Source organism: Agromyces sp. CF514 (assembly GCF_900113185.1).
Taxonomy (GTDB): Bacteria; Actinomycetota; Actinomycetes; order Actinomycetales; family Microbacteriaceae; genus Agromyces.
On sequence record NZ_FOZD01000002.1, the window covers coordinates 1119051 to 1145383 of the forward strand.

Sequence of the window (26333 nt, forward strand, 5' to 3'; positions counted from 1 at the left end):
GTGGTGGACGCGCTCGAGGCCTTCTCCGACGCCACGCGAATCTGGTTCGCGGAGTCGTTCCGTGCGCCCACGGCCGTGCAGGCCGCGGCGTGGCAGGCGATCGGGCGCGGGGCGCATGCGCTCGTGGTCGCGCCGACGGGCTCGGGCAAGACGCTCTCGGCGTTCCTCTCGGCCATCGACCGCCTGCACCACGAGCCGACGCCGACCGAGGGGGCGGCGGAACCGGTCCCTCGAGGCACCCGCGTGCTCTACCTCTCGCCGCTGAAGGCGCTCGGCGTCGACGTCGAGCGCAACCTCCGAGCCCCGCTCACGGGCATCGCGCGCGTATCGGAGCGGTTGGGCGTCGAGCCGCCGCACGTGAGCGTCGGCGTGAGGTCGGGCGACACCCCGGCGAACGAGCGACGCGCGCTGCTGCGCACGCCCCCCGACATCCTGATCACGACGCCCGAATCGCTCTTCCTCATGCTCACCTCGCAGGCGCGCGAGACGCTCCGCACGGTCGAGACGGTCATCGTCGACGAGATCCATGCGGTCGCCGCGACCAAGCGGGGCGCCCACCTCGCGCTCTCCCTCGAACGCCTCGACGCACTGCTGCCGAAGCCCGCGCAGCGCATCGGGCTCTCGGCGACCGTGCGGCCCGTCGAAGAGGTCGCGCGATTCCTCTGCGCGAGCGCTCCGGTCGAGGTCGTCGCGCCACCGAGCGAGAAGCGCTTCGACCTGCGCGTCGTGGTGCCCGTCGAGGACATGGCGCAGCTGCCGGCGAACGACGACGCGACGGGCTCGATCTGGCCGCACGTCGAGGAGGCGATCCTCGACCAGGTGCTCGCGCACCGATCGTCGATCGTGTTCGCGAACTCCCGGCGCCTGGCCGAGCGGCTCACCGCCCGGCTCAACGAGCTCGCCCTCGAGGCGTCCGAGCGTGAGGATCTGCTCGTCGCGGCGGCCGCAAACGGCCCGCCCGCGGCGGTCATGGCGCAGTCGGGGCAGACCTCGGGCGCCCCGCAGGTCCTGGCGCGAGCGCATCACGGTTCCGTGAGCAAGGAGCAGCGCGCCGAGATCGAAGACGACCTCAAGAGCGGCCGCCTGCGCTGCGTGGTGGCCACCTCGAGCCTCGAGCTCGGCATCGACATGGGCGCGGTCGACCTCGTCGTGCAGGTCGAGTCGCCGCCGTCGGTCTCGAGCGGGCTGCAACGGCTGGGGCGTGCAGGCCACCAGGTCGGCGAGGTGTCGCGCGGCGTGATCTTCCCCAAGCAGCGCGCCGATCTCGTGCATGCGGCCGTCACGAGCGAGCGCATGCTCGCCGGGGCGATCGAGACCATGCGCGTGCCCGCGAACCCGCTCGACATCCTCGCCCAGCAGACCATCGCGGCCGCCGCGGTCGACGAGCTCGACGTCGAGGCCTGGTTCGATGCCGTGCGTCGTGCCGCGCCGTTCGGCGGCCTGCCGCGCTCGGCCTACGAGGCGACGCTCGACCTGCTCGCGGGCCGGTACCCGTCCGATCGGTTCGGCGAACTCCGTCCACGGCTTGTGTGGGACCGCGAGGCCGGCACCCTCGTCGGGCGCCCCGGCGCGCAGCGTCTCGCGGTCACGAGCGGCGGCACGATCCCCGACCGCGGCATGTTCGGCGTGTTCCTCGTCGGCGACGAGTCGGGAGGGCGACGGGTCGGCGAGCTCGATGAGGAGATGGTCTACGAGTCGCGCGTCGGCGACGTGTTCGCGCTCGGAGCCACGAGCTGGCGCATCCAGGAGATCACCTTCGACCGGGTCAACGTCGTCCCGGCGTTCGGGCAGCCGGGCCGAGTGCCGTTCTGGAAGGGCGACGGCCTCGGCCGCCCCGCCGAGCTCGGGCGCGCGCTCGGCGCGTTCATGCGCGAGATCTCCGCGGCCGACGAGGTCGATGCGCGCGATCGGGTGACCTCGGCCGGCCTCGACGGGTTCGCGGCGCGTAACCTGGTCACGTTCCTGGCCGATCAGGCGAAGGCCACGGGGCACGTGCCCTCCGACCGCACGCTCGTGGTCGAGCGCACGCGCGACGAGCTCGGCGACTGGCGGGTCATCCTGCACTCGCCGTTCGGCATGCCCGTGCACGCGCCATGGGCGCTCGCCGTGGCCGCGCGGGTGCGCGAGCGGCACGGCATCGACGGCGCCGCGGTCGCGGCCGACGACGGCATCATCGTGCGCATCCCCGACACCGGCGTCGATCCGCCGGGCGCCGACCTGTTCGTGTTCGAGGCAGACGAGCTCGAGCAGCTCGTGACCGAAGAGGTCGGCGGTTCCGCGTTGTTCGCGAGCCGCTTCCGCGAGTGCGCGGCGCGAGCGCTCCTGCTGCCGAACTACCAGCCGGGCCGGCGCTCGCCGCTGTGGCAGCAGCGACAGCGCTCGGCGCAGCTGCTCGAGGTCGCGAGCGCCTTCCCGACCTTCCCGATCATCCTCGAGACCGTGCGCGAGGTGCTCCAAGACGTCTACGACGTGCCGGCCCTGATCGAGCTGGCACGGGATGTCGCGGCACGCCGCGTGCGCCTCGTCGAGACCACGACCGACTCGCCGAGTCCCTTCGCCAGCTCGCTGCTGTTCGGCTACGTGGGCGCCTTCATGTACGAGGGCGACTCGCCGCTCGCCGAACGGCGGGCCGCGGCGCTCGCGATCGACACGGCGCTGCTCGGCGAGCTGCTCGGGAGGGTCGAGCTGCGCGAGCTCCTCGATCCCGGGGTGATCGCGACGACGGAGCGCGAACTGCAGCGGCTCGCCGATGACCGCAAGGTGCGAGGCACCGAGGGGGTCGCCGATGCGCTCCGGTGGCTCGGTCCGCTGACGATCGCCGAACTCGCCGAGCGCGTGCAGCCCGAGACCGATCCCGTCGTCGCCGTCGACGAGCTCGTGGCGGCGCGCCGAACCGTGCGGCTCACCTTCGCGGGTCGTGAGCACGTCGCGGCCATCGAAGACGTGGGGCGCCTCCGCGATGCGCTCGGCGTGCCCGTGCCGCCCGGGGTCGCCGTCGCGTTCGCCGAGCACGTCGGCGATCCGCTCGGCGACCTCGTGAGCCGGTACGCGCGCACCCACGGGCCGTTCGCCGCCGACGAGGTCGCCGATCGCTTCGGCATCGGCGTCGCGGTGGCGAAGGGCGCACTCCGGCGCCTCGCCGACGAGCGGCGCGTCGTCGAGGGGGAGTTCCGTCCGAACGGCACCTCGACCGAGTGGTGCGACGCCGAGGTGCTCCGCAAGATCCGCCGGCGCTCCCTCGCCGCCCTGCGACACGAGGTCGAGCCGGTGCCGCAGCCGGTGCTGGCGCGGTTCCTGCCCGAGTGGCAGCACGTCGGGCGACCGCTGCGCGGCATCGACGGCGTGCTCTCGGTCGTCGAGCAGCTCGAAGGCGCCCGCCTGCCTGCCTCGTCGTGGGAGTCGCTGGTGCTGCCGGCTCGGGTCTCCGACTACAGCCCCGCGATGCTCGACGAGCTCATGGCGACGGGCGAGGTGGTCTGGTCGGGTTCCGGTTCGCTCGCGGGCGACGACGGCTGGATCACGCTGCACCTGGCGGAGTCCGCGCCGCTGACGCTCGACCCGCCGGTCGGCGTCGAGACCACGGCCCTGCAGCGCGAGGTGCTCGTGGCGCTCGGATCGGGCGGTGCGTACTTCTTCCGTCAACTCTCCGACGCGGTGGGTCGTTTCGGGGCGCTCGATGCGCCCGTCGTCGACGAGGAGCTCGTCGAAGCCCTGTGGGGCCTCGCGTGGGCGGGACTCGTCACCAACGACACCTTCGCGCCGGTCCGCTCGCTCATCGCGGGCGGGCGCAGCGCGCACCGAACGACGAGGCCCACGCCTCGCTCGCGCATGATGCGGGGCCGGTCGATGCCGCGGGCCTCGTCCGCAGTGATGCGCTCGGGGCCGCCCTCGGTCGCCGGCCGCTGGTCGATCCTGCCGGTGCCCGACGCCGACGCGACGCGCCGAGCGCACGCCCTGGCCGAGACGATGCTCGACCGGCACGGCCTCGTGACCCGGGGCACGGTGGTGGCCGAGGGCGTGCTGGGGGGCTTCGCGCTGCTCTACCGCACACTCAGCGGCTTCGAGGAGTCGGGCCGGGCGCGGCGCGGCTATTTCGTCGAGGGACTCGGCGCCGCGCAGTTCGCCGGCCCGGGCGCCGTCGACCGCCTGCGCGGGTTCGCCGACCGCGACGAGCGCCCGAGCGAGACGCCGAAGGTGTTCGTGCTCGCGGCGACCGATCCGGCGAACGCCTACGGTGCCGCGCTGCCGTGGCCCGATCCGCCCGGCGAGAGCTCGCATCGCGCCGCTCGCAAGGCCGGAGCCCTGGTCGTGGTCGCCGACGGCGACCTCGTCGCGTACGTCGAGCGCGGTGGCAAGACGATGCTGGCCTACGCCGACGATGCAGACGTGCTGCGCTCGGCGGCCGAGGCGATCGCCACTCTGGTGCGCACGGGGCGGGTGCGCCGGCTCGCCGTCGAGAGCGTCAACGGCGCGTTCGTACTGGGCACTCCCTTCGGCGGCGCCCTGCGGGCCTCCGGCTTCGGCGAGACCCCGAGAGGGCTCAGGCTCGATGCCAGAGGGTGACACCGTCTTCCGCGCGGCCTCCCGGTTGCACGCGGCGCTCGCCGGATCCGAGCTCGTGCGCTCCGACTTCAGGGTGCCGCGGTTCGCGGCGGCCGACCTCTCGGGCGAGCGCGTCGACGAGGTCGTGAGTCGTGGCAAGCACCTGCTCATCCGCACGGGGGAGTGGAGCATCCACTCGCATCTCAAGATGGAGGGCGAGTGGCGCATCCTGCGGTCCGGCGAACGATGGCCGAAGCCCGCGCACCTCGCCCGCGTCGTGCTCGAGACGCCCACGACGACGGCGATCGGCTTCGAGCTCGGACTCGTCGAGGTGCTCGCCCGCGACGACGAGGCCGAAGCGCTCGCGTACCTCGGACCCGACCTGCTCGGCGCCGACTGGGACGCCGACGAAGCCGTGCGGCGCATCGCGGAGCACCCAGAGACCCCGATCGCCGTCGCGCTGCTCGACCAGCGCAACCTCGCCGGCCTCGGCAACGTCTACGTCACCGAGCTGTGCTTCCTCCGCGGCCTCCGACCGCAGTGCGAAGCGGCGACCGTGCCCGACCTCCCTGCCGTCGTCGACCTCGGCCGCCGACTCATCGTGGCCAACCGCGACCGCGTCGCGCGCGTCACGACGGGCGTCGATCGCCGAGGGCAGCGGCTCTGGGTCTACGGGCGGGCCGGCGAGCCGTGCCGTCGCTGCGGCACGCGCATCGAACGAGGCGAGCTCGGCCGCTCGGAGCTCGAGGAGCGCGTGAGCTTCTGGTGCCCGAGCTGCCAGCAGTGAGTCCGCGAGACGACGAAGGGGGCCGCCGCACCGCGGCGACCCCCGGTCGCGTTCGATCGGACTCCGGTCAGTTGACCGGGCCGGTCCACTTCTCGCCGGGTCCCTGGCCGATGGCGTCGGGGATGACGGATGCCTCGCGGAACGCCAGCTGCAGCGAACGCAGTCCGTCGCGGAGCGACCGAGCGTGCATGTCGCTGATCTCGGGGGCCCCTGCCGTGATGAGGCCCGCGAGCGCGTTGATGAGCTTGCGCGCCTCGTCGAGGTCGATCTGCGATGCGGGGTCGTCGGCCAGGCCGACCTTCACGGCGGCGGCGCTCATGAGGTGCACGGCCGCGGTGGTGATGATCTCGACGGCGGGCACATCGGCGATGTCCCGGGTCGCGTCGTCGACGGCGTCGACGAGCTCGCGCTGGTCTGCCTCGGCCTCGTGGCCTTCGAAATGACCGTCGACGTGACCCTCGTGGGCCTCGCCGGCGAACGTGGACTCGTCTGAATTCTTGCTCACAGACATCCTCTGCTAGACTCGTTCGGTCCGGAGCACTGCTCCGGTCTGCCGGGGCTCGTCCCCGGTACGGCTGGGCTTGTCCCAGTACGAAAGTGGAGATTCTCCCACCCGCGCTCACCGCTTCATCAAGGTTACCGGGTTGTTTGCCCTCCGCTTCATCGCTCGAAAAGGCATGGAGCAGACGCCGAAAGGCACAGGGGGCCGCAGAGTTGCACGGTGTGATTCCGTGGAGCATGCGTGGATCTTCGCTCTCGAAACGATGGGCGACATCCGGTCTCCCATCGAGTGAAGAAGCTTGAGTAGAGGAGTACCCGCATCAGCGATCCCCGTACCAATGACCGTATCCGCGTTCCCGAGGTCCGCCTCGTGGGTCCTGGCGGAGAGCAGGTCGGCGTCGTGAAGATCGAGGTGGCCCTGCGGCTCGCGCAGGAAGCCGACCTCGACCTCGTCGAGGTCGCTCCGAACTCCAAGCCGCCGGTCGCCAAGATCATGGACTACGGCAAGTTCAAGTACGAGGCTGCGCAGAAGGCGAAAGAGGCCCGGCGCAACCAGGCGAACACGATCCTCAAAGAGGTCCGGTTCCGTCTCAAGATCGACAAGCACGACTACGAGACCAAGATGAAGCGCGCCATCGGCTTCCTGAAGACCGGCGACAAGGTCAAGGCCATGATCCTGTTCCGCGGCCGCGAGCAGTCGCGCCCCGAGATGGGCGTCCGCCTGCTGCAGCGCTTCGCCGAAGACGTCGCCGAGTTCGGCACGGTCGAGCACAACCCCACGATCGACGGCCGCAACATGGTCATGGTGATCGCCCCTCTCAAGAACAAGTCCGAGGCCAAGGCCGAGGCGAATGCACAGCGTGCTGCGGCGAAGTCGCGCCCGTCGGCGGATGCCGACGGCGAGGCCGAGACGCAGACGGCCGACGCCGCAGAGGCGTAGGCCAGACACCCACGTCCGCCACGAGTTGGCGGCAGAACCAAGGAGACACACGAGATGCCGAAGCAGAAGACCCACTCCGGGTCCAAGAAGCGCTTCAAGATCACCGGCAGCGGCAAGATCAAGAAGCAGCAGGCCGGAATGCGCCACAACCTCGAGGTCAAGGCCTCGAAGCGCAAGGCCCGTCTGAACCAGGACAAGGTCGTGTCGGCCCCCGACGCCAAGGTCATCAAGAAGCTTCTCGGCCACTGAGCCGCGAGACCCGTTAAGGAAGAAACAGAGCAATGGCAAGAGTGAAGAGGGCGGTCAACGCCCACAAGAAGCGTCGCGTCATCCTCGAGCGCGCCGAGGGTTACCGCGGCCAGCGTTCGCGTCTGTACCGCAAGGCCAAGGAGCAGGTCACCCACTCCCTCGTCTACTCGTACAACGACCGCCGCAAGAAGAAGGGCGACTTCCGTCGTCTCTGGATCCAGCGGATCAACGCGGCCTCGCGTGCGAACGGCCTGACCTACAACCGCCTCATCCAGGGCCTCGGCCTTGCGGGCATCGAGGTCGACCGCCGCATCCTCGCCGAGCTCGCCGTGAACGAGCCCGCGACCTTCGCCGCACTCGTCGAGTCGGCCAAGAAGGCCCTCCCGGCCGACACCTCGGCCCCGAAGACCGCCGCGTAAGCAGCAGCTTCGACCACGTCGAACGGCCCGGCGCTCCCTGCATCATGCAGGGCGGCGCCGGGCCGTTCCGCGTTCCCGCCATAGAATCGCATCATGCTCGAGAACCCCCGCTCTCCCCGTGTCCGGTCGGTCGCGAAGCTCGCGAAGAAGGCGTCGCGCACCGAGAGCGGGCTGTTCCTGCTCGAGGGACCTCAGGCGGTCTCCGAGGCGCTGTCGTTCCGCCCCGAGCTCGTCCTCGAGCTGTTCGCGACCCCGACGGCGCTCGATCGGCATCCCGAGATCGCCGATGCGGCCGTCGAGGCCGACGTCGAGGTCGAGTACGTCACCGAAGAGGTCCTCGAGTCGATGGCCGACACGGTGACCCCGCAGGGCTTCGTCGCCGTGTGCCGGCAGTTCCCGACCGCGGTCAAAGACGTCTTCGCGGCCGCCCCCAAGCTCATCGCGATCCTCGAGGAGGTGCGCGATCCCGGCAATGCCGGCACGATCGTCAGGGCAGCGGATGCCGCGGGCGCCGACGCGGTCGTCTTCACGGGTCGCGCGGTCGACCTGTACAACCCCAAGGTCGTGCGCAGCTCGACCGGATCCATCTTCCACGTGCCGGTCGCCGTCGGTGCCGACCTGGCCGACGTGCTCGTACGCGCCAGGGCCGCCGGCCTCACGGTGCTGGCGGCCGACGTCAAGGGCGAGGACCTGCTCGCGGCGCGGACCGAGGGCATCCTCGCGAAGCCGACGGCATGGCTGTTCGGCAACGAGGCGCATGGGCTCGCCGATGAGCAACTGGAGCTCGCGGACCGCGTCGTCACGGTGCCCATCTACGGGCATGCCGAGTCGATGAATCTCGCGACCGCGGCATCCGTCTGCCTGTACGAGAGCGCCTTCGCGCACCGCAGCAGCTGAGCCCGGTGCCGGTCACGAAAAGGTAACCAACGCCGGGCCCCCCTGTGCGGGTGGTGACGGACCCCCTAGTTTGGGGGGTATGGAGCCGACACCGCCAGCGCCGCAGACGTCGAACATCTCCGTGCGTCGAGGCGAGCCCCTGGTGGTCGTCGAGCACGTCGAGAAGCACTTCGGCGAACTGCACGTGCTGAACGACATCAACACGGTCGTGAACCGTGGCGAGGTCGTCGTGGTCATCGGGCCGAGCGGCTCGGGCAAGTCGACGCTCTGCCGGGCGATCAACCGACTCGAGACCATCGACTCCGGCACGATCTCGATCGACGGCGAACGGCTGCCCGAAGAGGGCGCCGCGCTCGCGAAGCTGCGTGCCGACGTCGGCATGGTCTTCCAGTCGTTCAACCTGTTCGCGCACAAGACCGTGCTCGAGAACGTCACGCTCGCGCCGATCCGGGTCAAGCGGATGCCGCGCAAGGCGGCCGAGGCCGAGGCCATGAAGCTGCTCGACCGCGTCGGCGTCGCGAACCAGGCGAAGAAGCTTCCGGCGCAGCTCTCGGGCGGTCAGCAGCAGCGCGTCGCGATCGCGCGTTCGCTCGCGATGAACCCGAAGCTCATCCTCATGGACGAGCCCACGAGCGCGCTCGACCCCGAGATGATCAACGAGGTGCTCGACGTCATGGTCGGCCTCGCGAAGGACGGCATGACGATGATCGTCGTCACCCACGAGATGGGCTTCGCCCGCAAGGCCGCCGATCGGGTGCTGTTCATGGCCGACGGCCGAATCGTCGAGGAGGCGACGCCGTCGGAGTTCTTCGACGCGCCCAAGTCCGACCGGGCGAAGGACTTCCTCTCGAAGATCCTCGACCACTAGCCGCACCACAAGACCTCGGCCGCCACGAGCGGTCAGGACACACCGCACACGAGAAGAGGCAGGAACCCATGAAACGCATGAGGATCGCACTCGTCGCCGCAGCTGCCGCAGCGACGCTCGCACTGGCAGGCTGCACGGGCGGCGGCGACGACGCCGGCTCCGACGAGCCGGCCCCGACGTTCGAGGCGGGCACCACCATGGCCCGGCTGCAGGAGGCCGGCACGATCACGATCGGCACGAAGTTCGACCAGCCGCTCTTCGGCCTGGCCGGCCCGTCCGGAGAGCCGGAGGGCTTCGACGTCGAGATCGGCAAGATCATCGCCTCCGAGCTGGGCATCGCCGAAGACAAGATCGAGTGGGTCGAGACCGTCTCGGCCAACCGCGAGCCGTTCATCGAGAGCGGCCAGGTCGACCTCGTCGTCGCGACGTACACGATCAACGACGCGCGCAAGGAGGTCATCTCGTTCGCCGGGCCGTACTACCTGGCCGGCCAGTCGATCCTCGTGCTCGCGGACAACGACGACATCACGAGCGAAGACGACCTCGTCGGCGAGAAGGTCTGCTCGGTGACGGGTTCGACCCCCGCCGAGAAGCTGGCCGAGATCGGTGCCGAGCCCGTCCTGACCGACACCTACACGAACTGCCTCGAGCCGCTCCGTGCGGGAGAGGTCGTCGCGGTCTCGACCGACAACGTGATCCTCGCAGGCCTGGCTGCCCAGAACGAGGGCGAGTTCAAGGTCGTCGGCGAGCCGTTCACCGAGGAGCCCTACGGCATCGGCGTGAAGCTCGACGACACCGACTTCCGCATGTTCATCAACGACGTGCTCGAGGAGTCCTACGACGACGGACGCTACGAGGAGGCGTGGAACTCCACGGCCGGCACGGTGCTGCCGTTCGTCGACCCGCCCGCCGTCGACCGCTACTGAGTCGCTCGCGGCCCGGACTCGCAGGGTCCGGGCCGCGTCGGCTTCGCACGCAGAACCACCGACCGCAACGAAGAAGGGAACGGTGTGGACGTCGTCTTCGACAACCTGCCGCGCTATCTCGACGGCTTCGGCATGACCGTGCTGCTGCTCGTCGTGAGCGGCCTCGCGGCGCTGGTGCTCGGCACGATCATCGCGGCGATGCGGATCTCGCCGGTCGGCACGCTGCGCGGATTCGCGACCGTGTACACCGAACTCGTGCGCAACACGCCGCTCACGCTCGTGCTCTTCTTCTGCGCGCTGATCCTGCCGTACCTCGGTTCGCGGTTGCCGTACTCGGTCGCCGCGATGATCGGACTCGCCGTCTACACCTCCCCGTTCGTGGCCGAGGCGCTCCGCTCCGGCGTCAACGGCGTGCCGGTCGGCCAGGCCGAGGCCGCACGCAGCCTCGGACTCGGCTTCGGCCAGACGGTCACGCTCGTAATCTTCCCGCAGGCCTTCCGCATGACCATCCCGCCGCTCATCAACGTCTTCATCGCCCTGACGAAGAACACCTCGGTCGCGGGAGGCTTCTTCGTCGTCGAACTCTTCACCGTCGGCAAGGAGCTGGCCAACGCGAACGGCAACGCGGTGATCGCGGTGCTCCTCGGCGTCGCGACGTTCTACCTGCTCATCACGGTGCCGCTCGGCCTGCTCGCCGCGCAACTCGAACGCCGATGGGTGGTGCAGCGATGACCGGCGCGAACGTGCTGTTCGACGCGCCCGGGCCCAAGGCCAGGCGTCGGTCGCTCATCCTCTCGATCGTCGCCGGCGTGCTCGTCGTCGCCGGGCTCGTGTGGATCATCCTCACGCTGAACGCACCGCGCGAGTCGGGCGGCGTGACGCTGCCCGGCATGTTCGACCCGAGTCGGTGGGACATCTACGCAGACCCCGAGGTCTGGGGCTTCATCATCTTCAACGGCGTCTGGGGAACCCTCAGGGCGGCCATCGTGGCCGCGGTGCTGGCGATCATCCTGGGCGTCGTCTTCTCGCTCCTGCGCAGCGCCGAGTCCGCGTGGATCAGGATCCCCACGGCCGTCGTGATCGAGTTCTTCCGCGGCATGCCGGTGCTGCTCATGATGCTGTTCATCCTGCTCGTCGGCTCGACCGGGCAGTACTGGGCCGTCGTCTGGGCGCTCGCCGTGTACAACGGCGCGCTCATCGGCGAGGCGCTCCGCGCCGGACTGGCAGCGCTTCCGCGCGGCCAGCGCGAGGCCGGCCTCAGCCTCGGCATGCGACCGCTGCAGTCGAAGCTCCTCGTCGAGTTCCCGCAGGCGTTCCGGCAGATGCTGCCCATCATCGTCGCGCAGCTCGTCGTGCTGCTGAAGGACACGTCGCTCGGATACATCGTCGGCTACCAGGAACTGCTGCGGGTCACCCTCAACAACCTCTCGAGCTTCTTCGGCAACCGCTACCTCTTCTCGCTGTTCATCGTGACCTGGGTGCTCTACCTGATCATGAACCTCTCGCTGTCGTGGTTCGCGCGCTGGCTGGCCAGGCGAGGTGACCGCCGCCTTCGGCCGGCAGGCGCGGGAGGCGGCGGCGCGATGCCCTCCGACCCCAGCCAGGCGCTGCTCGTCGCCGAGGCGAACGCGGCCGCCCGGCAGTCCGAGGACAACAGCCCACGCTAGCCGGGGCCGCTAGACTCGTTCCTTGTGTCCGAGCCCCGTGAAATCACCGAGCAGTCCGTCGAGTCCGCGGTCGCCGCGGCGCTCGCCGCGATCGCCTCGGCCGGCGATTCCGCCGCGCTGAAGGCCGTCCGCGCCGAGCACACCGGCGAGAAGAGCGAACTCGCCCAGCTGAACGCCGAACTCCGCAACGTCCCCAACGACCAGAAGGCCGCACTCGGCAAGCTCGTCGGCGGCGCGCGCGGTCGCGTGAACCAGGCCTTCGCCGCGCGCGAGTCCGCGATCGTCGCCGCAGAGGCGGCCGCCCAGCTCGAGGCCGAGGCGGTGGATGTCACGGCGCTGCCGTCGCGCTACACCGCCGGCTCGCGGCATCCGCTCTCCCTGCTCGAAGACCGCGTCTGCGACGTGTTCACGGGCATGGGCTGGGAGATCGCCGAAGGGCCCGAGGTCGAGAGCGAGTGGTTCAACTTCGACGCGCTGAACTTCGACGCCGATCACCCGGCGCGCGCGATGCAGGACACGTTCTTCGTCGACCCGCCCGAGGCGCACCTCGTGATGCGCACGCACACGAGCCCCGTGCAGGTGCGCTCGATGCTCGACCGCGAGGTGCCGATCTACGTGCTCGCTCCGGGCCGCGTGTACCGCACCGACGAGTTCGACGCGACGCACCTGCCCGTCTTCATGCAGTTCGAGGGGCTCGCGGTCGACAAGGGCCTCACCATGGCGCACCTCAAGGGCACCCTCGACCACTTCGTGAAGTCGATCTTCGGCGACGAGGCGAAGGTGCGCCTGCGCCCCAGCTACTTCCCGTTCACCGAGCCGTCGGCCGAGCTCGACTTCTGGCACCCCACCTTCAAGACTGGGCCGCGCTGGATCGAGTGGGGCGGCTGCGGCATGGTGCACCCGAACGTACTGCGCTCGGCGGGCATCGACCCCGAGGTGTACACGGGCTTCGCGTTCGGCATGGGCATCGAACGCGGCCTCATGCTCCGCAACGGCGTGCAGGACATGCGCGAGATGGTCGAGGGAGACATCCGGTTCTCCCAGCAGTTCGGAATGGTGGTCTGAAGACATGCGAGTGCCGCTGAGTTGGCTCGCCGAGTACGTCGAGCTCGTCCCCGGGACGACACCCGAGCAGGTGCACGCCGCCCTCGTCGAGGTCGGCCTCGAAGAGGAGGACGTGCACACGTTCGACCTCGTCGGCCCCATCGTCGTCGGTGAGGTGCTCGAGTTCGTCGAGGAGCCGCAGTCGAACGGCAAGACGATCCGCTGGTGCCAGGTGCGCGTCGCGCCCGACGGCGAGACCGCGGCAGACGGCGGCGAGGCCGTGCACGGCATCGTGTGCGGTGCCCGCAACTTCTTCGTGGGCGACAAGGTCGTGGTGACGCTGCCCGGTGCGGTGCTGCCCGGCCCGTTCCCGATCGCGGCGCGCAAGACCTACGGCCACGTCTCCGACGGCATGATCGCCTCGGCGCGCGAGCTCGGCCTCGGAGAGGACCACGACGGCATCCTGCGCCTGTCGACGCTCGGCATCGACGCGCCCGTCGGCACCGATGCGATCAAGCTCCTCGGCCTCGACGACACCGCGGTCGAGCTGAACGTCACGCCCGACCGCGGCTACGCGTTCTCGATCCGCGGCGTGGCCCGCGAGTACGCGCACGCGACGGGTGCGGTCTTCCGCGACCCCGTGCACCAGACGGAGGCGACGGATGCCGCGGCCGGCGGGTTCCCCGTCGTCATCGACGACCAGGCCCCGATCCGCGGCAACATCGCGTCCCAGGCGTTCGCGACCCGCATCGTCCGCGGCGTCGACCCCTCCCGTCCGACGCCCGCGTGGATGATCGCACGACTGAAGCTCGCCGGCATCCGCTCACTCTCGTTGCTCGTCGACATCACGAACTACGTCATGCTCGAGCTCGGCCAGCCGATCCACGGCTACGACCTCGACGCGCTGCGCGGCGGCATCGTCGTGCGTCGCGCGACGGCGGGCGAGCCCTTCACGACCCTCGACGGCAAGGCGCGCACGCTGCACGCCGAGGACATCGTCGTCACCGACGACCGCGGGCCCATCGGCCTCGCGGGCGTCATGGGCGGCGCCGAGACCGAGATGGGCGACACCACGACGAACGTGCTCATCGAGGCCGCGCACTGGGACCCGGTCTCGATCGCCCGCAGCGCCCGTCGGCACAAGCTGCCGAGCGAGGCGGCCAAGCGCTACGAGCGCGGCGTCGACCCCACCATCGGTCCGGTCGCGGTCGCGCGGGTCGCACAGCTCATGGTCGACCTCGCCGGCGGCACGGCCGACGACGGCGGTTCGATCATCCAGACGGTGCCCGAGCGGGCCGCCATCCTGCTGCCCGACGGCTACGTCGAGCGGGTCACGGGCATCTCCTCCTCCGACGACGAGGTGCACGACGCACTCGCCGAGATCGGCGGCACGATCACGCGCGTCGAGGGCGGCTTCTCGGTCGTGCCGCCCGCGTGGCGCCCCGACCTGACCGGCCCCGAGGAGCTCGTCGAAGAGGTGGCCCGCCTGGGCGGCTACGAGCGCATCCCGTCGGTGCTGCCCGTCGCGCCTCCCGGACGAGGGCTCACGCGGTCGCAGCGCATCCGCCGCCGCGTCTCCGACGCGCTGGCCGTCGGGGGAGCGACCGAGGTGCTCTCGTTCCCGTTCGCGAACGAGGCCGACAACGCACTGTACGGCAGTGCCGACGGGTCGCCCGTGGCATCCGTGAAGCTCGCGAACGCCCTCGACACGACGAACGCGCTGCTGCGCCGGTCGCTGCTGCCCGGCCTCATCGGTGCGGCCAAGCGCAACCGCTCGCGCGGCCTCGTCGATCTCGGACTCTTCGAGCAGGGTCTCGTGTTCCTGCCCGTGGCCGGCCGCGACTACGGCACTCGCGAGCTGCCCGTCGGCGCCGAGCTTCCGAGCGACGAGGCGTTGGCCGAGCTGAACGCGGGCATCCCGCCGCAGCCCCGTCACGTCGCCGCGCTGTTCGTGGGGGAGTCCATCACGAAGCAGCCCGGGCAGGTCGCCGTCGCCGCGGGCATCGTCGACGCGCTCGACGCGGTCCGTCGCATCGGCCTCGCGGTCGGCGCCGAGATCGAGGTCGTGCAGGGTTCGCACCACGCGCTGCACCCTGGCCGCACCGCCGAGCTGCGCGTCGCGGGTGCGGCGGTCGGCTTCGCGGGCGAACTGCTGCCCGCGATCGCCGAGGAAGCCGACCTGCCGCGCGTCGTCGCGGTGCTCGAGCTCGACCTCGACGCCGTCATCGAGCACGCGATCGTGCAGCCCGAGGCGCACGCGATCGGCACGTTCCCTGCGGCGACGCAGGACCTCTCGCTCGTGGTCGGCGCCGACGTGCCGGCGGCGGTCGTCGCGGCATCCGTCGTCGAGGGCGCGGGCGAACTGCTCGAGGCGCTGCACCTGGTCGACGACTACCGCAGCCAGGGCGTGCCGGAGGGTTCGAAGAGCCTCACGTTCGCACTGCGGTTCCGGGCGGCAGATCGCACGCTCACCGCGGCCGAGGCGAGCGAGGCCAAGCTCGCCGGCGCGGCGCTCGCGGGCGAGCGCACCGGCGCCGCCATCCGCGACTAGCGGCCGTTTCGAGGGATCGCCGGGTCGGGGCTGACGGATGCCCCGGCCCGGCGATACCCTGAGCCATGGCCGAGACGAAGACCGGGCCGACCGGGGCATCCGTCGCCGAGTTCCTCGACGCCGTCGAACCAGCCGGGCGACGCGAAGACGGACTCGTGCTTCGCGAGCTGTTCGACCGGGTGACCGACACCGACGCGGTCATGTGGGGCCCGTCTATCGTGGGCTACGGGCTGCAGCACTACACGTATGCCTCGGGTCGCGAGGGCGACTGGCCGATCGTCGGCTTCTCGCCGCGCAAGGCGAACGTCTCGCTCTACGGCCTGCAGCTGCCCGGCGGTGAGGAGCTCGTCGAGCGCCTCGGCAAGGTCAAGCTGGGCGTCGACTGCATCTGGGTCGGTCGGCTCTCGAACATCGATCTCGATGTGCTCGTCTCGCTCATCGACCGGTCGTGGATCCACGCGCGAGGCTGAGCCGCGACACCCGCCCGCGCACGCGCACGCTCGGATCGGTCAGGCCTCGCCGTCGGCGCCGGCCACAGCCGTCTTCGCAGACGCGGCCGTCTGCTCGGCCGAGGAGATGATCGACTCGACCCCGAGCATGAACAGCTCGTCGTCCTCGAGCTCGGAGATCTGCAGCCAGAGCGCGGCGATGCGGGGATGCGTGCGCGGGTCGGCCAGGATCGGCCCGTCGAACCAGGGGCGCGGGGCGTCGTCGGGGGTGAGGCGCCCGCCGCGACTGCGGGCGATTCCGGCAGCTGTCGAGAGCACGTGCGAGGCCATGAGGGCGTAGTGGTGCACGATCTCGTCGTCGGCCAGTCCGGCACGGGCGAAGGCGTCGAGCATGAGCTCGACCGCGTCGAGCTCGCCGGGGCCATGGGTGGTGAGGACGACAGCCTCGACACCGATGGCCGGGTGGTCGGCGAAGGCCGACAGGGTCGCACTCGCGAGCTGTCGCAGGCGTTCCTGCCAGTCGGCGGGCTCGGCGACGACCGCCGCGACGGCGCGCGCGTTCAGCTCGTCGAGCAGCGCCTGCATGAGCTGCTCCTTGTTGCGGAAGTGCCTGTAGATCGCGGTCGGATCGGCGCCGAGCCGGCTGCCGAGGTCGCGCACCGAGATGGCGGTGGTGCCGTTTCCGGCGGCGAGTTCGAGCCCGGCGGCCACGATCGTCTCGCGATCGAGGCGTACCTTGCCGGTCGCACGAGGAGCACGGGATCGCGCTGATCCGGTCGTGGTCGTCATCGCGCCTGCCTTCCTGCTCGACGAGGTCTGCACCATCCTGCCATGCGCCGTCCGAGCGGTCGGACGCGGTGCGGGTGCGGCGTGATCCGAGCATAACAACTCGGACAACAGTGATGTCAACACTGTTGACAGCGCGACGGCCGCGCCGTACTGTCGCCACCACATCACTCACGAGAACGGAGGCGGATGTGGCTGTCGACATCCTCTTCACTGGAGGGTCGGTCTTCACCGGAGCCGGCTCGCCCCTGCACGACCACGCCGTCGGTGTCACCGGCGATCGCATCGCGGCGATCGTCCCCGAGGGCGAAGCCGACGCCCTGATCGGGACGGACACCCGCGTCATCGACCTCGGCGGGGCGATGCTCGCCCCCGGTTTCCAGGACGCCCACATCCACCCCGTCGGCGGCGGCGTCGAACTGCTGCAGTGCGACCTCAGCGAGGCGACGGATGCAGCGGACGCCGTCCGGCGCGTGCTCGCCTATGCGACCGCCAACCCCGACGAGGCCTGGGTGCTCGGCGGCGGCTGGTCGATGTCGGACTTCCCGGGGGGAGCGCCGGCGCGCGGCCTGCTCGACGCCGTCGTGCCCGACCGGCCGGTGCTGCTCATGAGCCGCGACCACCACAGCGCATGGGCGAACACCGCGGCGATCGCGCTCGCGGGCATCTCGGCGACGACGCCGGATCCCGCCGACGGACGCATCGAGCGCGAAGCCGACGGCTTCCCGGCCGGCACCTTCCACGAGGGGGCGGGCGATCTTTTCGCAGCGGTCCGACCCGAGACGACCGACGACCTCACCTACCGCGGCCTCCTCCGTGCGCAGGAACTGCTGCTCTCGCTCGGCATCACCGGATGGCAGGACGCTCTCGTCGCCGGCACGATGTCGGGCACGCCGGACCCCACGTCCGCCTACCTGCGTGCGGTCGACGAGGGCCGCCTGCTGGTGCACGTCGTCGGCGCCCAGTGGTGGGAGCGCTCCGCCGGGCTCGAGCAGGTCGAGGTGATGCTGGGCCGTCGTGCGGCGATCGCCGCCGTCGCGCCTGCATCGCGCCTCGACCTCGGCACCGTGAAGATCATGGTCGACGGCGTCGCCGAGAACCAGACCGCTGCGATGCTCGCGCCCTACCGCGACGCCCACGGGCACGCCACCGGCAACAGCGGCCTGTCGTTCGTCGACCCCGAGGCGCTCCGCGAGGCCGTCACGGCGCTCGACGCCGAGGGCATGCAGGTGCATTTCCACGCGCTCGGCGACCGTGCCGTGCGCGAGGCGCTCGACGCCGTCGAGTCGGCGCGCGCCGCGAACGGACGAACCGACGGGCGCCACCACCTCGCCCACCTGCAGGTCGTCGCCGAGGCCGAGACTCCGCGCTTCGCGGAGCTCGACGCCGTCGCGAACCTGCAGGCGCTCTGGGCCGCGCACGAGGAGCAGCTCGACGAGCTCACGCTGCCGTTCCTCGAAGCGGGCGCGGAGGCGCGCCAGTACCCGTTCGGCGACCTCGTGCGCGACGGCGCCAGGCTCGCCGCCGGCAGCGACTGGCCGGTCTCGTCGGCCGACCCGCTCGCCGCGATCCACATCGCGGTGACGCGGGTGGCGCCGGGTGCCGGGGCCGACGTCCCGCCGCTCGGGGGAGCGCACCAGCGCCTCGACCTCGCCACGGCACTGGCCGCCTACACGTCGGGGAGCGCCTACGTGAACCACCGCGACCACGACACCGGTCATGTGCGCGAGGGATACCTGGCCAACCTCGTCGTGATCGAGCCCGACCCGTTCACGCTCGCCGACGCCGAGCTGCACCGCGCCGCGGTGTCCTCGACCTGGATCGAGGGCGATCGCGTCTACCTGCGCGACGCCGCCGTCGAACCGGGTGACCGATCCGCATCATCCGCACCGCCCGTTCCACCAGCACCCTCCGACCAGGCCGAACCGGCCGCCGCCCCCGCAACCTGAGGAGTACAGACATGCCCATCTTCCGATCCCGTCGCGGTCGCAGCCGCGGCGCGCTGCTCGTCGCGGGCCTCGCGGCCGGCGCGCTCGTGCTCACCGCCTGCACGGCCGAGCCCGCGACGAAGAGCGTCGCACCCGACTTCGAGCTCACGACGCAGACGACCGCACCGTCGGGCGACATCGACTCGTTCACGTGGGCGAGCTACGCAGAGCCGTACTCGCTCGACTACGCGTACGCGTTCGACTACGCCGACAATCAGGTGCTCGCGAACGTGTGCGAGTCGCTGCTGCGGCTGAACCCCGACTACTCGCTCTCCCCGGGGCTCGCCGAGTCGTTCTCGCAGCCGACGCCGACGACGTGGGTCTACGAGATCCGCGACGGAGTGACCTTCCATGACGGCACCCCGCTCACGGCAGCCGACGTCGTCGCGTCGATGCAGCGCCACCTCGACCCCGCCGTCGGCTCGTTCTGGTACTCGGTGTACCAGAATGTGGTCTCGATCGAGCAGACCGGCGACCGCGAGGTGACCGTGACCACGGCCATCCCCGACAGCCAGTTCAACCAGGGCATGGGCGGATCGGCCGGCGTGGTCGAGTCGGCGGCGACGCTCGCGGCCGCGGGTGCCGACTACGGCAACTCGACGGGCCTCGTCAACTGCACGGGTCCGTTCGAGCTCACGTCGTGGGAGTCGGGCGAGTCCATCACCCTCACCCGCTACGACGACTACTGGGACGACTCGCTCCGCGCGAAGTCGGGCGAGGTGAAGTTCGTCTTCATGAACGACCCGACCGCGCGAGTGAACGCCATGAAGTCCGGTGACGTCGACGGCAGCTGGATGCTCCCGGTCGACGGCATCCCGCAGCTCCAGCAGACGGCGGGCGAGGTCTCGTTCGGCCTCACGACCGCCGTGAACGACCTCGTGGTGTCGAACCTCGACGGCCCGTTGGGCGACGTCCGCGTGCGCAAGGCGCTGCTCATGGCGCTCGACCGCCAGGGCATCCTCGAGGCCGGCGCGAAGGGCTACGGCGAGGTGTCGAATGCGCTCACGACCGAGTCGGTCTGGGGCGGCGCTTCCGACGCGACCCGCGAGGCCGCGTTCAGCGACCTCGAGGAGTACCCCCACGATGTCGAAGCGGCCAAGAAGCTCGTCGAGGAGGCCGGCGCCACCGGAGAGAAGATCGTCATCGCGACCGCGCCCATCACGAACGAGTTCGCCGTCGTCTCGCAGGCGACCGTCGCCGCAGCGCAGTCGATCGGGCTCGAGGCCGAGATCCAGACCATCACGCCCAACGCGTACACGGCGCTGTTCTCCGACCCCAGTGCACGCGAGGGGATCGACCTCTACCTCACGACGTGGTACCTCTCGAGCCCCGACCCCCTCGAGATGTACGCGATCCTCCGCACCGGCGAGTTCAGCAACTACGGGAACTGGTCGAATGCGGACTTCGACGCGCTCGCGACCGAGGCGGTCGGCACGGCCGACCCCGAGGAGCGCGCCGAGAAGGTCGTCGAGCTCCAGCACATCGCGAACGAAGAACTGCCGTGGCTGCCGCTCTACACGACCCCGATGACCGCGTACCAGGGCGAGCGCATCACGGGCGTCTCACCCTCGATCGCGTTCCTGTACTACCCGTGGGCGGCTGAAATTGGCGCTCGATAGTTCCACCGTCGCGGTCGTCGCCCGTGAGGCGACCACCGCGGGCCCCAGGGGTGGCGGCCGATTCTCGGCCGCCGCCCTGCGCGGGGTCGCCGGCAAGCTCGGCGGCCTCCTGCTGACCCTGTTCCTGGCTTCGCTGCTCGTGTTCTTCTCCCGGTTCCTCGTGCCGGGCGACCCCGTGCGATTCCTGCTCCGGGGCCGCAAGCCGAGTGCGGAGGCCATCGCGCAGGTGACCGCGCAGTACGGTCTCGACCTGCCGCCCTGGCAGCAGTACCTGAACTGGGTCGCGGGCGCACTGCACGGCGACTTCGGCCGCTCGCTGCAGTACCGGCAGGACGTCTCGACCGTGATCGGCGAGCGCCTTCCCGTCACGCTCCTGCTCGTCGTCATGGCCGGTATCCTCATCGCCGTCATCGGCCTCTCGGCGGGGATCGTCGCGGCGCTGAACAAGGGTAGGGTGCTCGACCGCGTCACGCTCATCGGCCTGACGGTGCTCAGCGCCATCCCGTCGTTCGTGGGCTCGATCCTGCTCATCTCGGTGTTCGCCGTGCAGCTCGGCTGGTTCCCCACCTTCGGATCGGGCGAGGGCCTCGGCGACATGGTCTACCACCTGGTGCTCCCGTCGATCGCCCTGGCGATCGTGTTCGTCGTGCTCGTCGGCAAGGTCACCCGGTCGTCGATGGTCGACCAGCTCGGGCGCGAGCACGTCGAGGTCGCCACGAGCCGTGGCCTCCGGCGCGGAACCGTGATTCGTCGGCACGTGTTCCGCAACGCGCTCGGCCCGATCCTCACCGTGAGCGGCGTGCTCGTGGCCGGCCTGCTCGTCGCGTCGACCATCGTAGAGGCCGCATTCGGCCTGTCGGGCATCGGCTCGCTGCTCGTGGCGTCCGTCGACCGTCTCGACTTCCCGGTCGTGCAGGCCATCGTGATGCTCGTCGTCACCGCCTTCGTCGTGGTCAACGCGATCATCGACATCCTCGAACCCGTGATCGACCCCCGATCAGCAGCCGGAGCCGCAGCACGATGATCCCCGCACCAGCCACTTCCCCCGCGCGCTCGCCGCAGATCGACCCCGGTCGACAGGGCCGCCCCGCCCGCGCGGGCCGGACTCCCACGACCGCGGTCAAGGCCCAGCGCCTGCCCCGCCGCCGCTTCGGCAGCCGCACATTCATCGCCGCGCTCGCGGTGCTCGCGATCATGACGCTCGCCGCGATCTTCGCACCGCTCATCGCCCCGTACCCGCCTGACGCGATCGACTTCACCGCCGTCAATGCCGGCCCGAGCGCCGCGCACTGGCTCGGCACCGACGGGCTCGGACGCGATCTGCTCAGCCGCCTGATCTACGGCGCGCGCACGGCCCTCCTCGGCCCGCTGCTCGTCGTGATCGGCTCCACGGTCATCGGCATGCTGCTCGGCCTGCTCGCCGGGTGGCGCGGCGGCTGGATCGACTCCGTGCTCGGCCGCGTGTTCGACGTGCTCTTCGCGTTCCCGTCGCTGCTGCTCGCGATCCTCGCGGTCGCGCTGTTCGGCAAGGGCCTCGTCGCCCCGGTGATCGCCATGAGCATCGCCTACGCGCCGTTCGTCGCGCGGCTCACGAGGGCGCTCGTGAAGGGCGAGCGCACCCGTCCGTACATCGCCGCCTACCGGGTCGCGGGCTTCGGCGGGGCGTTCATCGCACTGCGCCGGGTGCTGCCGAACGTCATGCCGATCGTGGGCGCCCAGTCGACCCTGAACTTCGGGTACGTGCTCGCCGAGCTCGCGGGCCTGTCGTTCCTCGGTCTCGGCGTACAGCCGCCGACGCCCGACTGGGGCGCGATGATCAACGAGGCACAGGCCGGCATCATCGGCGGGGCGTTCCTGCCCGCACTGGTGCCCGCGGTCGCGGTCGTCGTCGCGGTCGTCGCCGTCAACATCGTCGGGGAAGAGCTCTCCGACCGCATCGGAGGAGGGGTGCCGGCATGAGCCTGCTCACCATCGAGGATCTGACACTCGACCTGGCCGACGGCCGGCGCCTGCTGGACGGCATCTCGCTCGGCGTCGCTCCCGGGGAGACCCTCGGCCTGGTCGGCGAGTCCGGCTCGGGCAAGTCGCTCACCGCTCGTACGGTGCTGGGCCTCACGCCCTCGCAGTCGCGTCTCGGCGGGCGGGTCGAGCTCGATGGCCGCGACCTCGTCGGCGCGAGCGCGCGCGAGGTGCTCGACCTGCGACGGCACGCGGCGGCGATGATCTTCCAGGACCCGCGCGCCGGCATCAATCCGATGCGCACGATCGGCGACCACATGACCGAGACCCTCCGACTGTGCGACGGCCTGTCGGCGGGTGCCGCGGAGCAGCGCGCGCTCGAACTCCTCGAGGCCGTGCGCCTGCCGCGGCCCGAAGAGCACCTGAAGCAGTATCCGCACGAGTTCTCGGGCGGCATGCTGCAGCGCGTGATGATCGCCGGCGCGCTCACGAGCTCGCCGAAGCTGCTCGTCTGCGACGAGCCGACGACGGCACTGGATGTCACCACGCAGGCCGAGATCATCCGGGTCCTCGTCGAGCAACGCGAACGCCGCGGCATGGGCATGCTCTTCATCACGCACGATCTCAACCTCGCAGCGTCCCTCTGCGATCGTGTGGTCGTGATGAACGCCGGGCGAATCGTGGAGCAGGGGTCCGCCGTGCAGGTGTTCACCGCACCTCAGGCGGACTACACGCGGCGGCTCGTGGCGGCGACGCCGACGATCGCGCCCACCGCGGCCGAGGCATCGGAGCACGCGCTCGTCGTGGAGCCCGCGCTCGCCGTGACGCCGCAGGCGGCCCCGCCGTCGACCGACACCGAGACGACGGATGCCGCGGCGGCCCCGCTGCTCGTCGCGGACGGCCTCTCGAAGACCTACCACCGGCGGGGCAAGCCGCCCGTCGTCGCGGTCGCCGAGGCATCCTTCGCTCTGGTCGCCGGCGAGTCGCTCGCGATCGTGGGCGAGTCGGGGTCGGGCAAGTCGACGCTGGCGCGAATGATCGTCGGCCTCGAGCCGAGCGACGGCGGTGCGCTGCGCATCGCCGGCCGCGACCGCACGGCCATCCCGCGCGGCCGCGCCGCGCGGCTCGCGCACGCGCGCAGCGTGCAGATGGTCTTCCAGGACCCGTACCTGTCGCTCGACCCGCGGTTGACCGCCGGACGCGCGATCGGCGACGCCCTGCGCCTGCACACGGGATGCAGCGCCGCCGAGGCGCGCACGCGCGCGATCGACCTGCTCGAACAGGTCGGACTCGGTGCGGCCCACGCCGATGCACGACCGCGCATGCTCTCGGGCGGGCAGCGCCAGCGCGTCGCGATCGCCCGCGCCCTCGCGATCGAGCCCGACGTGCTCGTCATGGACGAGGCGACGAGCGCGCTCGACGTGTCGGTGCAGGCGCAGGTGCTCGACCTCGTCGCCCGCATCCGGCGAGAGCGTGGCCTCACGGTGCTGTTCATCAGCCACGACCTCGCGGTCGTGCGACGGGTCTGCGAGCGCACGCTCGTCATGCGGCGCGGCGAGATCGTCGAGCAGGGCGACACTGCCGAGCTGCTCGATGCCCCGAAGCATCCGTACACGCAGCTGCTCCTCGACTCGGTGCCCCGCCCCGTGGCCGAGCACGCGTAGTCGGCTCGGGCCGCCGGCGCACCGCGCGCCGGGAGCGCGGCGCCGATCGCACTCCACGCGTCATCGTGACGACGCGGGTTTGCGACCGGCGCCGCGCCGCGGCTATGGTCGACCCATGTCCACCACCCGGTTCGCCCTCATCGCACGCGTCGCGCGTGCCGAGGTCGTGCGCAACCGGCGTCGTGGCGAGCGCCGAATGTCGGCGACCCCTGCGGAGGCCTGAGGCCTGACGCGGGGCGTCGCCGGAACATCGCCCCGCTCGTTCAGACCTTAAGGTGGATTCCATGACGTACTCCGTCGCCGTCTCCGGCGCGTCCGGCTATGCCGGAGGCGAGCTCCTCCGGTTGCTCGCAGATCATCCCGAGTTCGAGGTCCGCACCGTCACGGCGCACTCGAACGCCGGCCAGTCCCTCGTGTCTGTGCAGCCGCACCTGCGCTCGTACACGCACCTGACGTTGAAGGAGACGAGCGCAGCGACGCTCGGCGGGCACGACCTCGTGTTCCTGGCGCTGCCGCACGGCACGTCTGGCGCGGTCGCCGCCGAACTCTCGCCCGACACGCTCGTCGTCGACTGCGGCGCCGACCACCGGCTCGAGTCGAGCGCCGACTGGGCCGCCTTCTACGGCGGCGAGCACCACGGCGCCTGGAGCTACGGGGTCCCCGAGCTGCCGCGCCTGTCGGGCACGCAGCGTGAACGCCTCACGGGCGCTCGCCGCATCGCAGCGCCCGGCTGCAACGCGTCGACCGTGGCCCTCTCGCTCGCCCCCGGCATCCGTGCAGGAGTCATCGAAGATCGCGACCTCGTGTCGGTGCTCGCGGTCGGGCCGTCGGGCGCGGGCAAGAGCCCCAAGGTGAACCTGCTCGCGTCCGAACTGCTCGGCTCGGCGAACCCCTACGCGGTCGGCGGCGGCCACCGGCACATCCCCGAGATCCAGCAGGCGCTGCGCTGGGCCGGCGCTGCCGATCCGACCATCTCGTTCACGCCCGTGCTGGTGCCGATGAGCCGCGGCATCCTCGCGACGTCGACGGCCCGCATCGTGCCAGGAACGGATGCCGCGGCGGTGCGTGCCGCGTGGGAGGACGCCTATGCGGGCGAGCGCTTCGTGCAGCTGCTGCCCGAGGGCTCGTTCCCGCGCACGTCCGATGTCGTGGGCGCAAACACGGCGCTCATCGGGCTCGCGATCGACGAGGCCGCGGGCCGCGTGGTCGTCGTGGCCGCGGTCGACAATCTCGTCAAGGGCACCGCGGGTGCCGCCATCCAGTCCGCGAACATCGCCCTCGGCCTCGCCGAGTACACCGGCCTTCCCATGAACGGAGTCGCCCCGTGACCGTCACCGCCCCCGCAGGCTTCGAGGCCGCGGGCATCGCCGCCGGCATCAAGCGCTCCGGCGCCCTCGACCTCGCGCTCATCGTCAACCGCGGGCCGTCCGCAGCCGCGGCCGCGGTGTTCACCTCGAACCGCGCGAAGGCGAACCCGATCCTCTGGTCGCAGCAGGTCATCCTCGACGGCGTCGTGTCGGCCATCGTGCTGAACTCGGGCGGCGCGAACTGCTTCACGGGCCCCGAGGGGTTCCAGGTCACGCACCGCACGGCCGAGGCCGCGGCCTCCGCCCTGGGCGTCGCCGCAGGAGACGTGCTCGTCTGCTCGACCGGGCTCATCGGCGACCAGCTCGACGGCGAGGTGCTCGAAGAGGGCGTGCTCTCCGCGGCGGCGCGACTGGCCGTCGACGGCGGCGACGACGCGGCGCGCGCGATCATGACGACCGACACGAAGCCCAAGACCGTCGTCATCGAGGGCGACGGATGGCGCGTCGGCGGCATCGCCAAGGGTGCGGGCATGCTCGCACCCGGGCTCGCGACCATGCTCGTCGTGCTCACGACCGACGCCGACCTGCCGAGCGCCGAGCTCGACGCGGCGCTGCGCGAGGCCACGCGGGTCACGTTCGACCGGCTCGACTCAGACGGCTGCATGTCGACGAACGACCAGGTCACGCTGCTCGCGTCGGGGACGTCGGGCGTCGTTCCGGATGCCGTGGCGTTCCGTGCCGCGGTCACCGACGCCTGCCGCTCGCTCGCCGAGCAGCTCCAGGCCGACGCCGAGGGCGCGAGCCACGACATCGCCATCGAGGTCCGCGGTGCCGTGACCGAAGACGACGCGGTCGAGGTCGGTCGCTCGGTCGCCCGCAACAACCTCTTCAAGGCGGCGATCTTCGGCAACGACCCGAACTGGGGCAGGGTGCTCGCCGCGATCGGCACCACGCAGGCGCCGTTCGACCCGTACCTCGTCGACGTGTCGATGAACGGGGTCCGCGTGTGCCACGCCGGGCGCCCCGACGCACCGCGCGATGACGTCGACCTGACGCCCCGGTCCACGCACGTGCTCATCGAGCTGCATGCGGGCGAGGCATCCGCCACGATCCTGACGAACGATCTCACGCACGACTACGTGCACGAGAACAGCGCGTACGCGAGCTGAG

General features: G+C 71.0%; 22 protein-coding genes. 20 read left to right on the forward strand and 2 right to left on the reverse strand.

What is annotated here, in order from left to right; all coding sequences use genetic code 11:
• Together BM342_RS17900 and BM342_RS17905 are read left to right on the forward strand one after the other, a co-directional pair.
• Positions 1-4563: an ATP-dependent helicase gene (locus BM342_RS17900; protein ID WP_092968512.1), complete on the forward strand. Its 4563-nt coding sequence runs from the start codon at positions 1-3 to the stop codon at positions 4561-4563.
• A complete protein-coding gene (locus BM342_RS17905; RefSeq protein WP_092968514.1) occupies positions 4550-5329 on the forward strand; it encodes a DNA-formamidopyrimidine glycosylase family protein in 780 nt (259 codons plus the stop codon). The genes BM342_RS17900 and BM342_RS17905 overlap by 14 nt, the downstream gene beginning before the upstream one ends.
• Before the next feature lie 67 nt (positions 5330-5396).
• On the opposite strand, the gene BM342_RS17910 is transcribed toward BM342_RS17905, so the two are convergent.
• Positions 5397-5699, reverse strand: a complete 303-nt coding sequence (locus BM342_RS17910) for a DUF1844 domain-containing protein (protein WP_092968877.1) — start codon at positions 5697-5699, stop codon at positions 5397-5399.
• A gap of 450 nt (positions 5700-6149) precedes the next feature.
• Here BM342_RS17910 and infC point away from each other — a divergent pair, with 450 nt between their 5' ends.
• The 11 genes from infC to BM342_RS17965 all read left to right on the forward strand — a co-directional run bounded on the left by infC (position 6150) and on the right by BM342_RS17965 (position 15861).
• The gene (gene infC, locus BM342_RS17915) at positions 6150-6770 is read left to right on the forward strand and encodes a translation initiation factor IF-3 (protein WP_092968516.1); all 621 of its coding nucleotides are present in this window, start codon (positions 6150-6152) and stop codon (positions 6768-6770) included.
• 54 nt (positions 6771-6824) lie between these two features.
• Entirely contained in the window at positions 6825-7019 is a 195-nt protein-coding gene (gene rpmI, locus BM342_RS17920; RefSeq protein ID WP_092968518.1) for a 50S ribosomal protein L35, read from the forward strand.
• A 32-nt stretch (positions 7020-7051) separates the two neighbouring features.
• Complete coding sequence (gene rplT / locus BM342_RS17925; protein ID WP_022890857.1) at positions 7052-7438, forward strand: 50S ribosomal protein L20; 387 nt, start codon at positions 7052-7054, stop codon at positions 7436-7438.
• Between the two features lie 93 nt (positions 7439-7531).
• On the forward strand, positions 7532-8335 hold the full coding sequence (locus BM342_RS17930; protein WP_092968520.1) for a TrmH family RNA methyltransferase: 804 nt from the start codon (positions 7532-7534) through the stop codon (positions 8333-8335).
• A gap of 79 nt (positions 8336-8414) precedes the next feature.
• The gene (locus BM342_RS17935) at positions 8415-9203 is read left to right on the forward strand and encodes an amino acid ABC transporter ATP-binding protein (protein ID WP_092968522.1); all 789 of its coding nucleotides are present in this window, start codon (positions 8415-8417) and stop codon (positions 9201-9203) included.
• Positions 9204-9271: 68 nt separating this feature from the next.
• The gene (locus BM342_RS17940) at positions 9272-10129 is read left to right on the forward strand and encodes a glutamate ABC transporter substrate-binding protein (protein ID WP_092968524.1); all 858 of its coding nucleotides are present in this window, start codon (positions 9272-9274) and stop codon (positions 10127-10129) included.
• 84 nt (positions 10130-10213) lie between these two features.
• Positions 10214-10861, forward strand: a complete 648-nt coding sequence (locus tag BM342_RS17945) for an amino acid ABC transporter permease (protein ID WP_092968526.1) — start codon at positions 10214-10216, stop codon at positions 10859-10861.
• Positions 10858-11796: an amino acid ABC transporter permease gene (locus tag BM342_RS17950; protein ID WP_092968528.1), complete on the forward strand. Its 939-nt coding sequence runs from the start codon at positions 10858-10860 to the stop codon at positions 11794-11796. The genes BM342_RS17945 and BM342_RS17950 overlap by 4 nt, the downstream gene beginning before the upstream one ends.
• Positions 11797-11820: 24 nt before the next feature.
• A complete protein-coding gene (gene pheS, locus BM342_RS17955; protein WP_092968530.1) occupies positions 11821-12861 on the forward strand; it encodes a phenylalanine--tRNA ligase subunit alpha in 1041 nt (346 codons plus the stop codon).
• 4 nt (positions 12862-12865) lie between these two features.
• Entirely contained in the window at positions 12866-15391 is a 2526-nt protein-coding gene (gene pheT / locus BM342_RS17960; RefSeq protein ID WP_092968532.1) for a phenylalanine--tRNA ligase subunit beta, read from the forward strand.
• A 65-nt stretch (positions 15392-15456) separates the two neighbouring features.
• Positions 15457-15861 carry a DUF1801 domain-containing protein gene (locus BM342_RS17965; protein WP_092968534.1) on the forward strand — a complete coding sequence of 135 codons (405 nt, stop codon included), beginning with the start codon at positions 15457-15459 and terminating at the stop codon, positions 15859-15861.
• A 39-nt stretch (positions 15862-15900) separates the two neighbouring features.
• Here BM342_RS17965 and BM342_RS17970 read toward each other — a convergent pair whose 3' ends face one another.
• The gene (locus BM342_RS17970; protein WP_177232249.1) at positions 15901-16629 is read right to left on the reverse strand and encodes a TetR/AcrR family transcriptional regulator; all 729 of its coding nucleotides are present in this window, start codon (positions 16627-16629) and stop codon (positions 15901-15903) included.
• Positions 16630-16817: 188 nt separating this feature from the next.
• Between BM342_RS17970 and BM342_RS17975 the strand changes: the two genes are divergently transcribed.
• From BM342_RS17975 to argJ, 7 genes are all read left to right on the forward strand, one after another.
• Positions 16818-18575, forward strand: coding sequence for an amidohydrolase (locus BM342_RS17975; protein ID WP_255368913.1), 1758 nt, complete (start codon positions 16818-16820; stop codon positions 18573-18575).
• An 11-nt stretch (positions 18576-18586) separates the two neighbouring features.
• Positions 18587-20233, forward strand: coding sequence for an ABC transporter substrate-binding protein (locus BM342_RS17980; RefSeq protein WP_092968540.1), 1647 nt, complete (start codon positions 18587-18589; stop codon positions 20231-20233).
• Entirely contained in the window at positions 20220-21257 is a 1038-nt protein-coding gene (locus tag BM342_RS17985; protein ID WP_369823195.1) for an ABC transporter permease, read from the forward strand. The genes BM342_RS17980 and BM342_RS17985 overlap by 14 nt, the downstream gene beginning before the upstream one ends.
• Positions 21254-22192, forward strand: coding sequence for an ABC transporter permease (locus tag BM342_RS17990; RefSeq protein WP_092968542.1), 939 nt, complete (start codon positions 21254-21256; stop codon positions 22190-22192). Before BM342_RS17985 ends, BM342_RS17990 begins: the two co-directional genes overlap by 4 nt.
• Complete coding sequence (locus BM342_RS17995; protein WP_092968543.1) at positions 22189-23856, forward strand: dipeptide ABC transporter ATP-binding protein; 1668 nt, start codon at positions 22189-22191, stop codon at positions 23854-23856. The genes BM342_RS17990 and BM342_RS17995 overlap by 4 nt, the downstream gene beginning before the upstream one ends.
• 284 nt (positions 23857-24140) lie before the next feature.
• Positions 24141-25184: an N-acetyl-gamma-glutamyl-phosphate reductase gene (argC, locus tag BM342_RS18000; RefSeq protein ID WP_092968544.1), complete on the forward strand. Its 1044-nt coding sequence runs from the start codon at positions 24141-24143 to the stop codon at positions 25182-25184.
• Entirely contained in the window at positions 25181-26332 is a 1152-nt protein-coding gene (gene argJ / locus BM342_RS18005; protein ID WP_092968545.1) for a bifunctional glutamate N-acetyltransferase/amino-acid acetyltransferase ArgJ, read from the forward strand. The genes argC and argJ overlap by 4 nt, the downstream gene beginning before the upstream one ends.
• The last annotated feature ends 1 nt before the right edge of the window (position 26333 follow it).

What these genes read in the sequence shown, in the direction of transcription:
- BM342_RS17940 (WP_092968524.1), top strand. Translation starts at nt 9,272, where the DNA reads ATGAAACGCATGAGGATCGCACTCGTCGCCGCAGCTGCCGCAGCGACG.
- BM342_RS17980 (WP_092968540.1), top strand. Translation starts at nt 18,587, where the DNA reads ATGCCCATCTTCCGATCCCGTCGCGGTCGCAGCCGCGGCGCGCTGCTC.
- rplT (WP_022890857.1), top strand. Translation starts at nt 7,052, where the DNA reads ATGGCAAGAGTGAAGAGGGCGGTCAACGCCCACAAGAAGCGTCGCGTC.
- argC (WP_092968544.1), top strand. Translation starts at nt 24,141, where the DNA reads ATGACGTACTCCGTCGCCGTCTCCGGCGCGTCCGGCTATGCCGGAGGC.
- BM342_RS17965 (WP_092968534.1), top strand. Translation starts at nt 15,457, where the DNA reads ATGGCCGAGACGAAGACCGGGCCGACCGGGGCATCCGTCGCCGAGTTC.
- pheT (WP_092968532.1), top strand. Translation starts at nt 12,866, where the DNA reads ATGCGAGTGCCGCTGAGTTGGCTCGCCGAGTACGTCGAGCTCGTCCCC.
- BM342_RS17935 (WP_092968522.1), top strand. Translation starts at nt 8,415, where the DNA reads ATGGAGCCGACACCGCCAGCGCCGCAGACGTCGAACATCTCCGTGCGT.
- rpmI (WP_092968518.1), top strand. Translation starts at nt 6,825, where the DNA reads ATGCCGAAGCAGAAGACCCACTCCGGGTCCAAGAAGCGCTTCAAGATC.
- BM342_RS17905 (WP_092968514.1), top strand. Translation starts at nt 4,550, where the DNA reads ATGCCAGAGGGTGACACCGTCTTCCGCGCGGCCTCCCGGTTGCACGCG.
- BM342_RS17995 (WP_092968543.1), top strand. Translation starts at nt 22,189, where the DNA reads ATGAGCCTGCTCACCATCGAGGATCTGACACTCGACCTGGCCGACGGC.
- BM342_RS17950 (WP_092968528.1), top strand. Translation starts at nt 10,858, where the DNA reads ATGACCGGCGCGAACGTGCTGTTCGACGCGCCCGGGCCCAAGGCCAGG.
- BM342_RS17930 (WP_092968520.1), top strand. Translation starts at nt 7,532, where the DNA reads ATGCTCGAGAACCCCCGCTCTCCCCGTGTCCGGTCGGTCGCGAAGCTC.
- BM342_RS17990 (WP_092968542.1), top strand. Translation starts at nt 21,254, where the DNA reads ATGATCCCCGCACCAGCCACTTCCCCCGCGCGCTCGCCGCAGATCGAC.
- BM342_RS17970 (WP_177232249.1), bottom strand. Translation starts at nt 16,629, where the DNA reads ATGACGACCACGACCGGATCAGCGCGATCCCGTGCTCCTCGTGCGACC.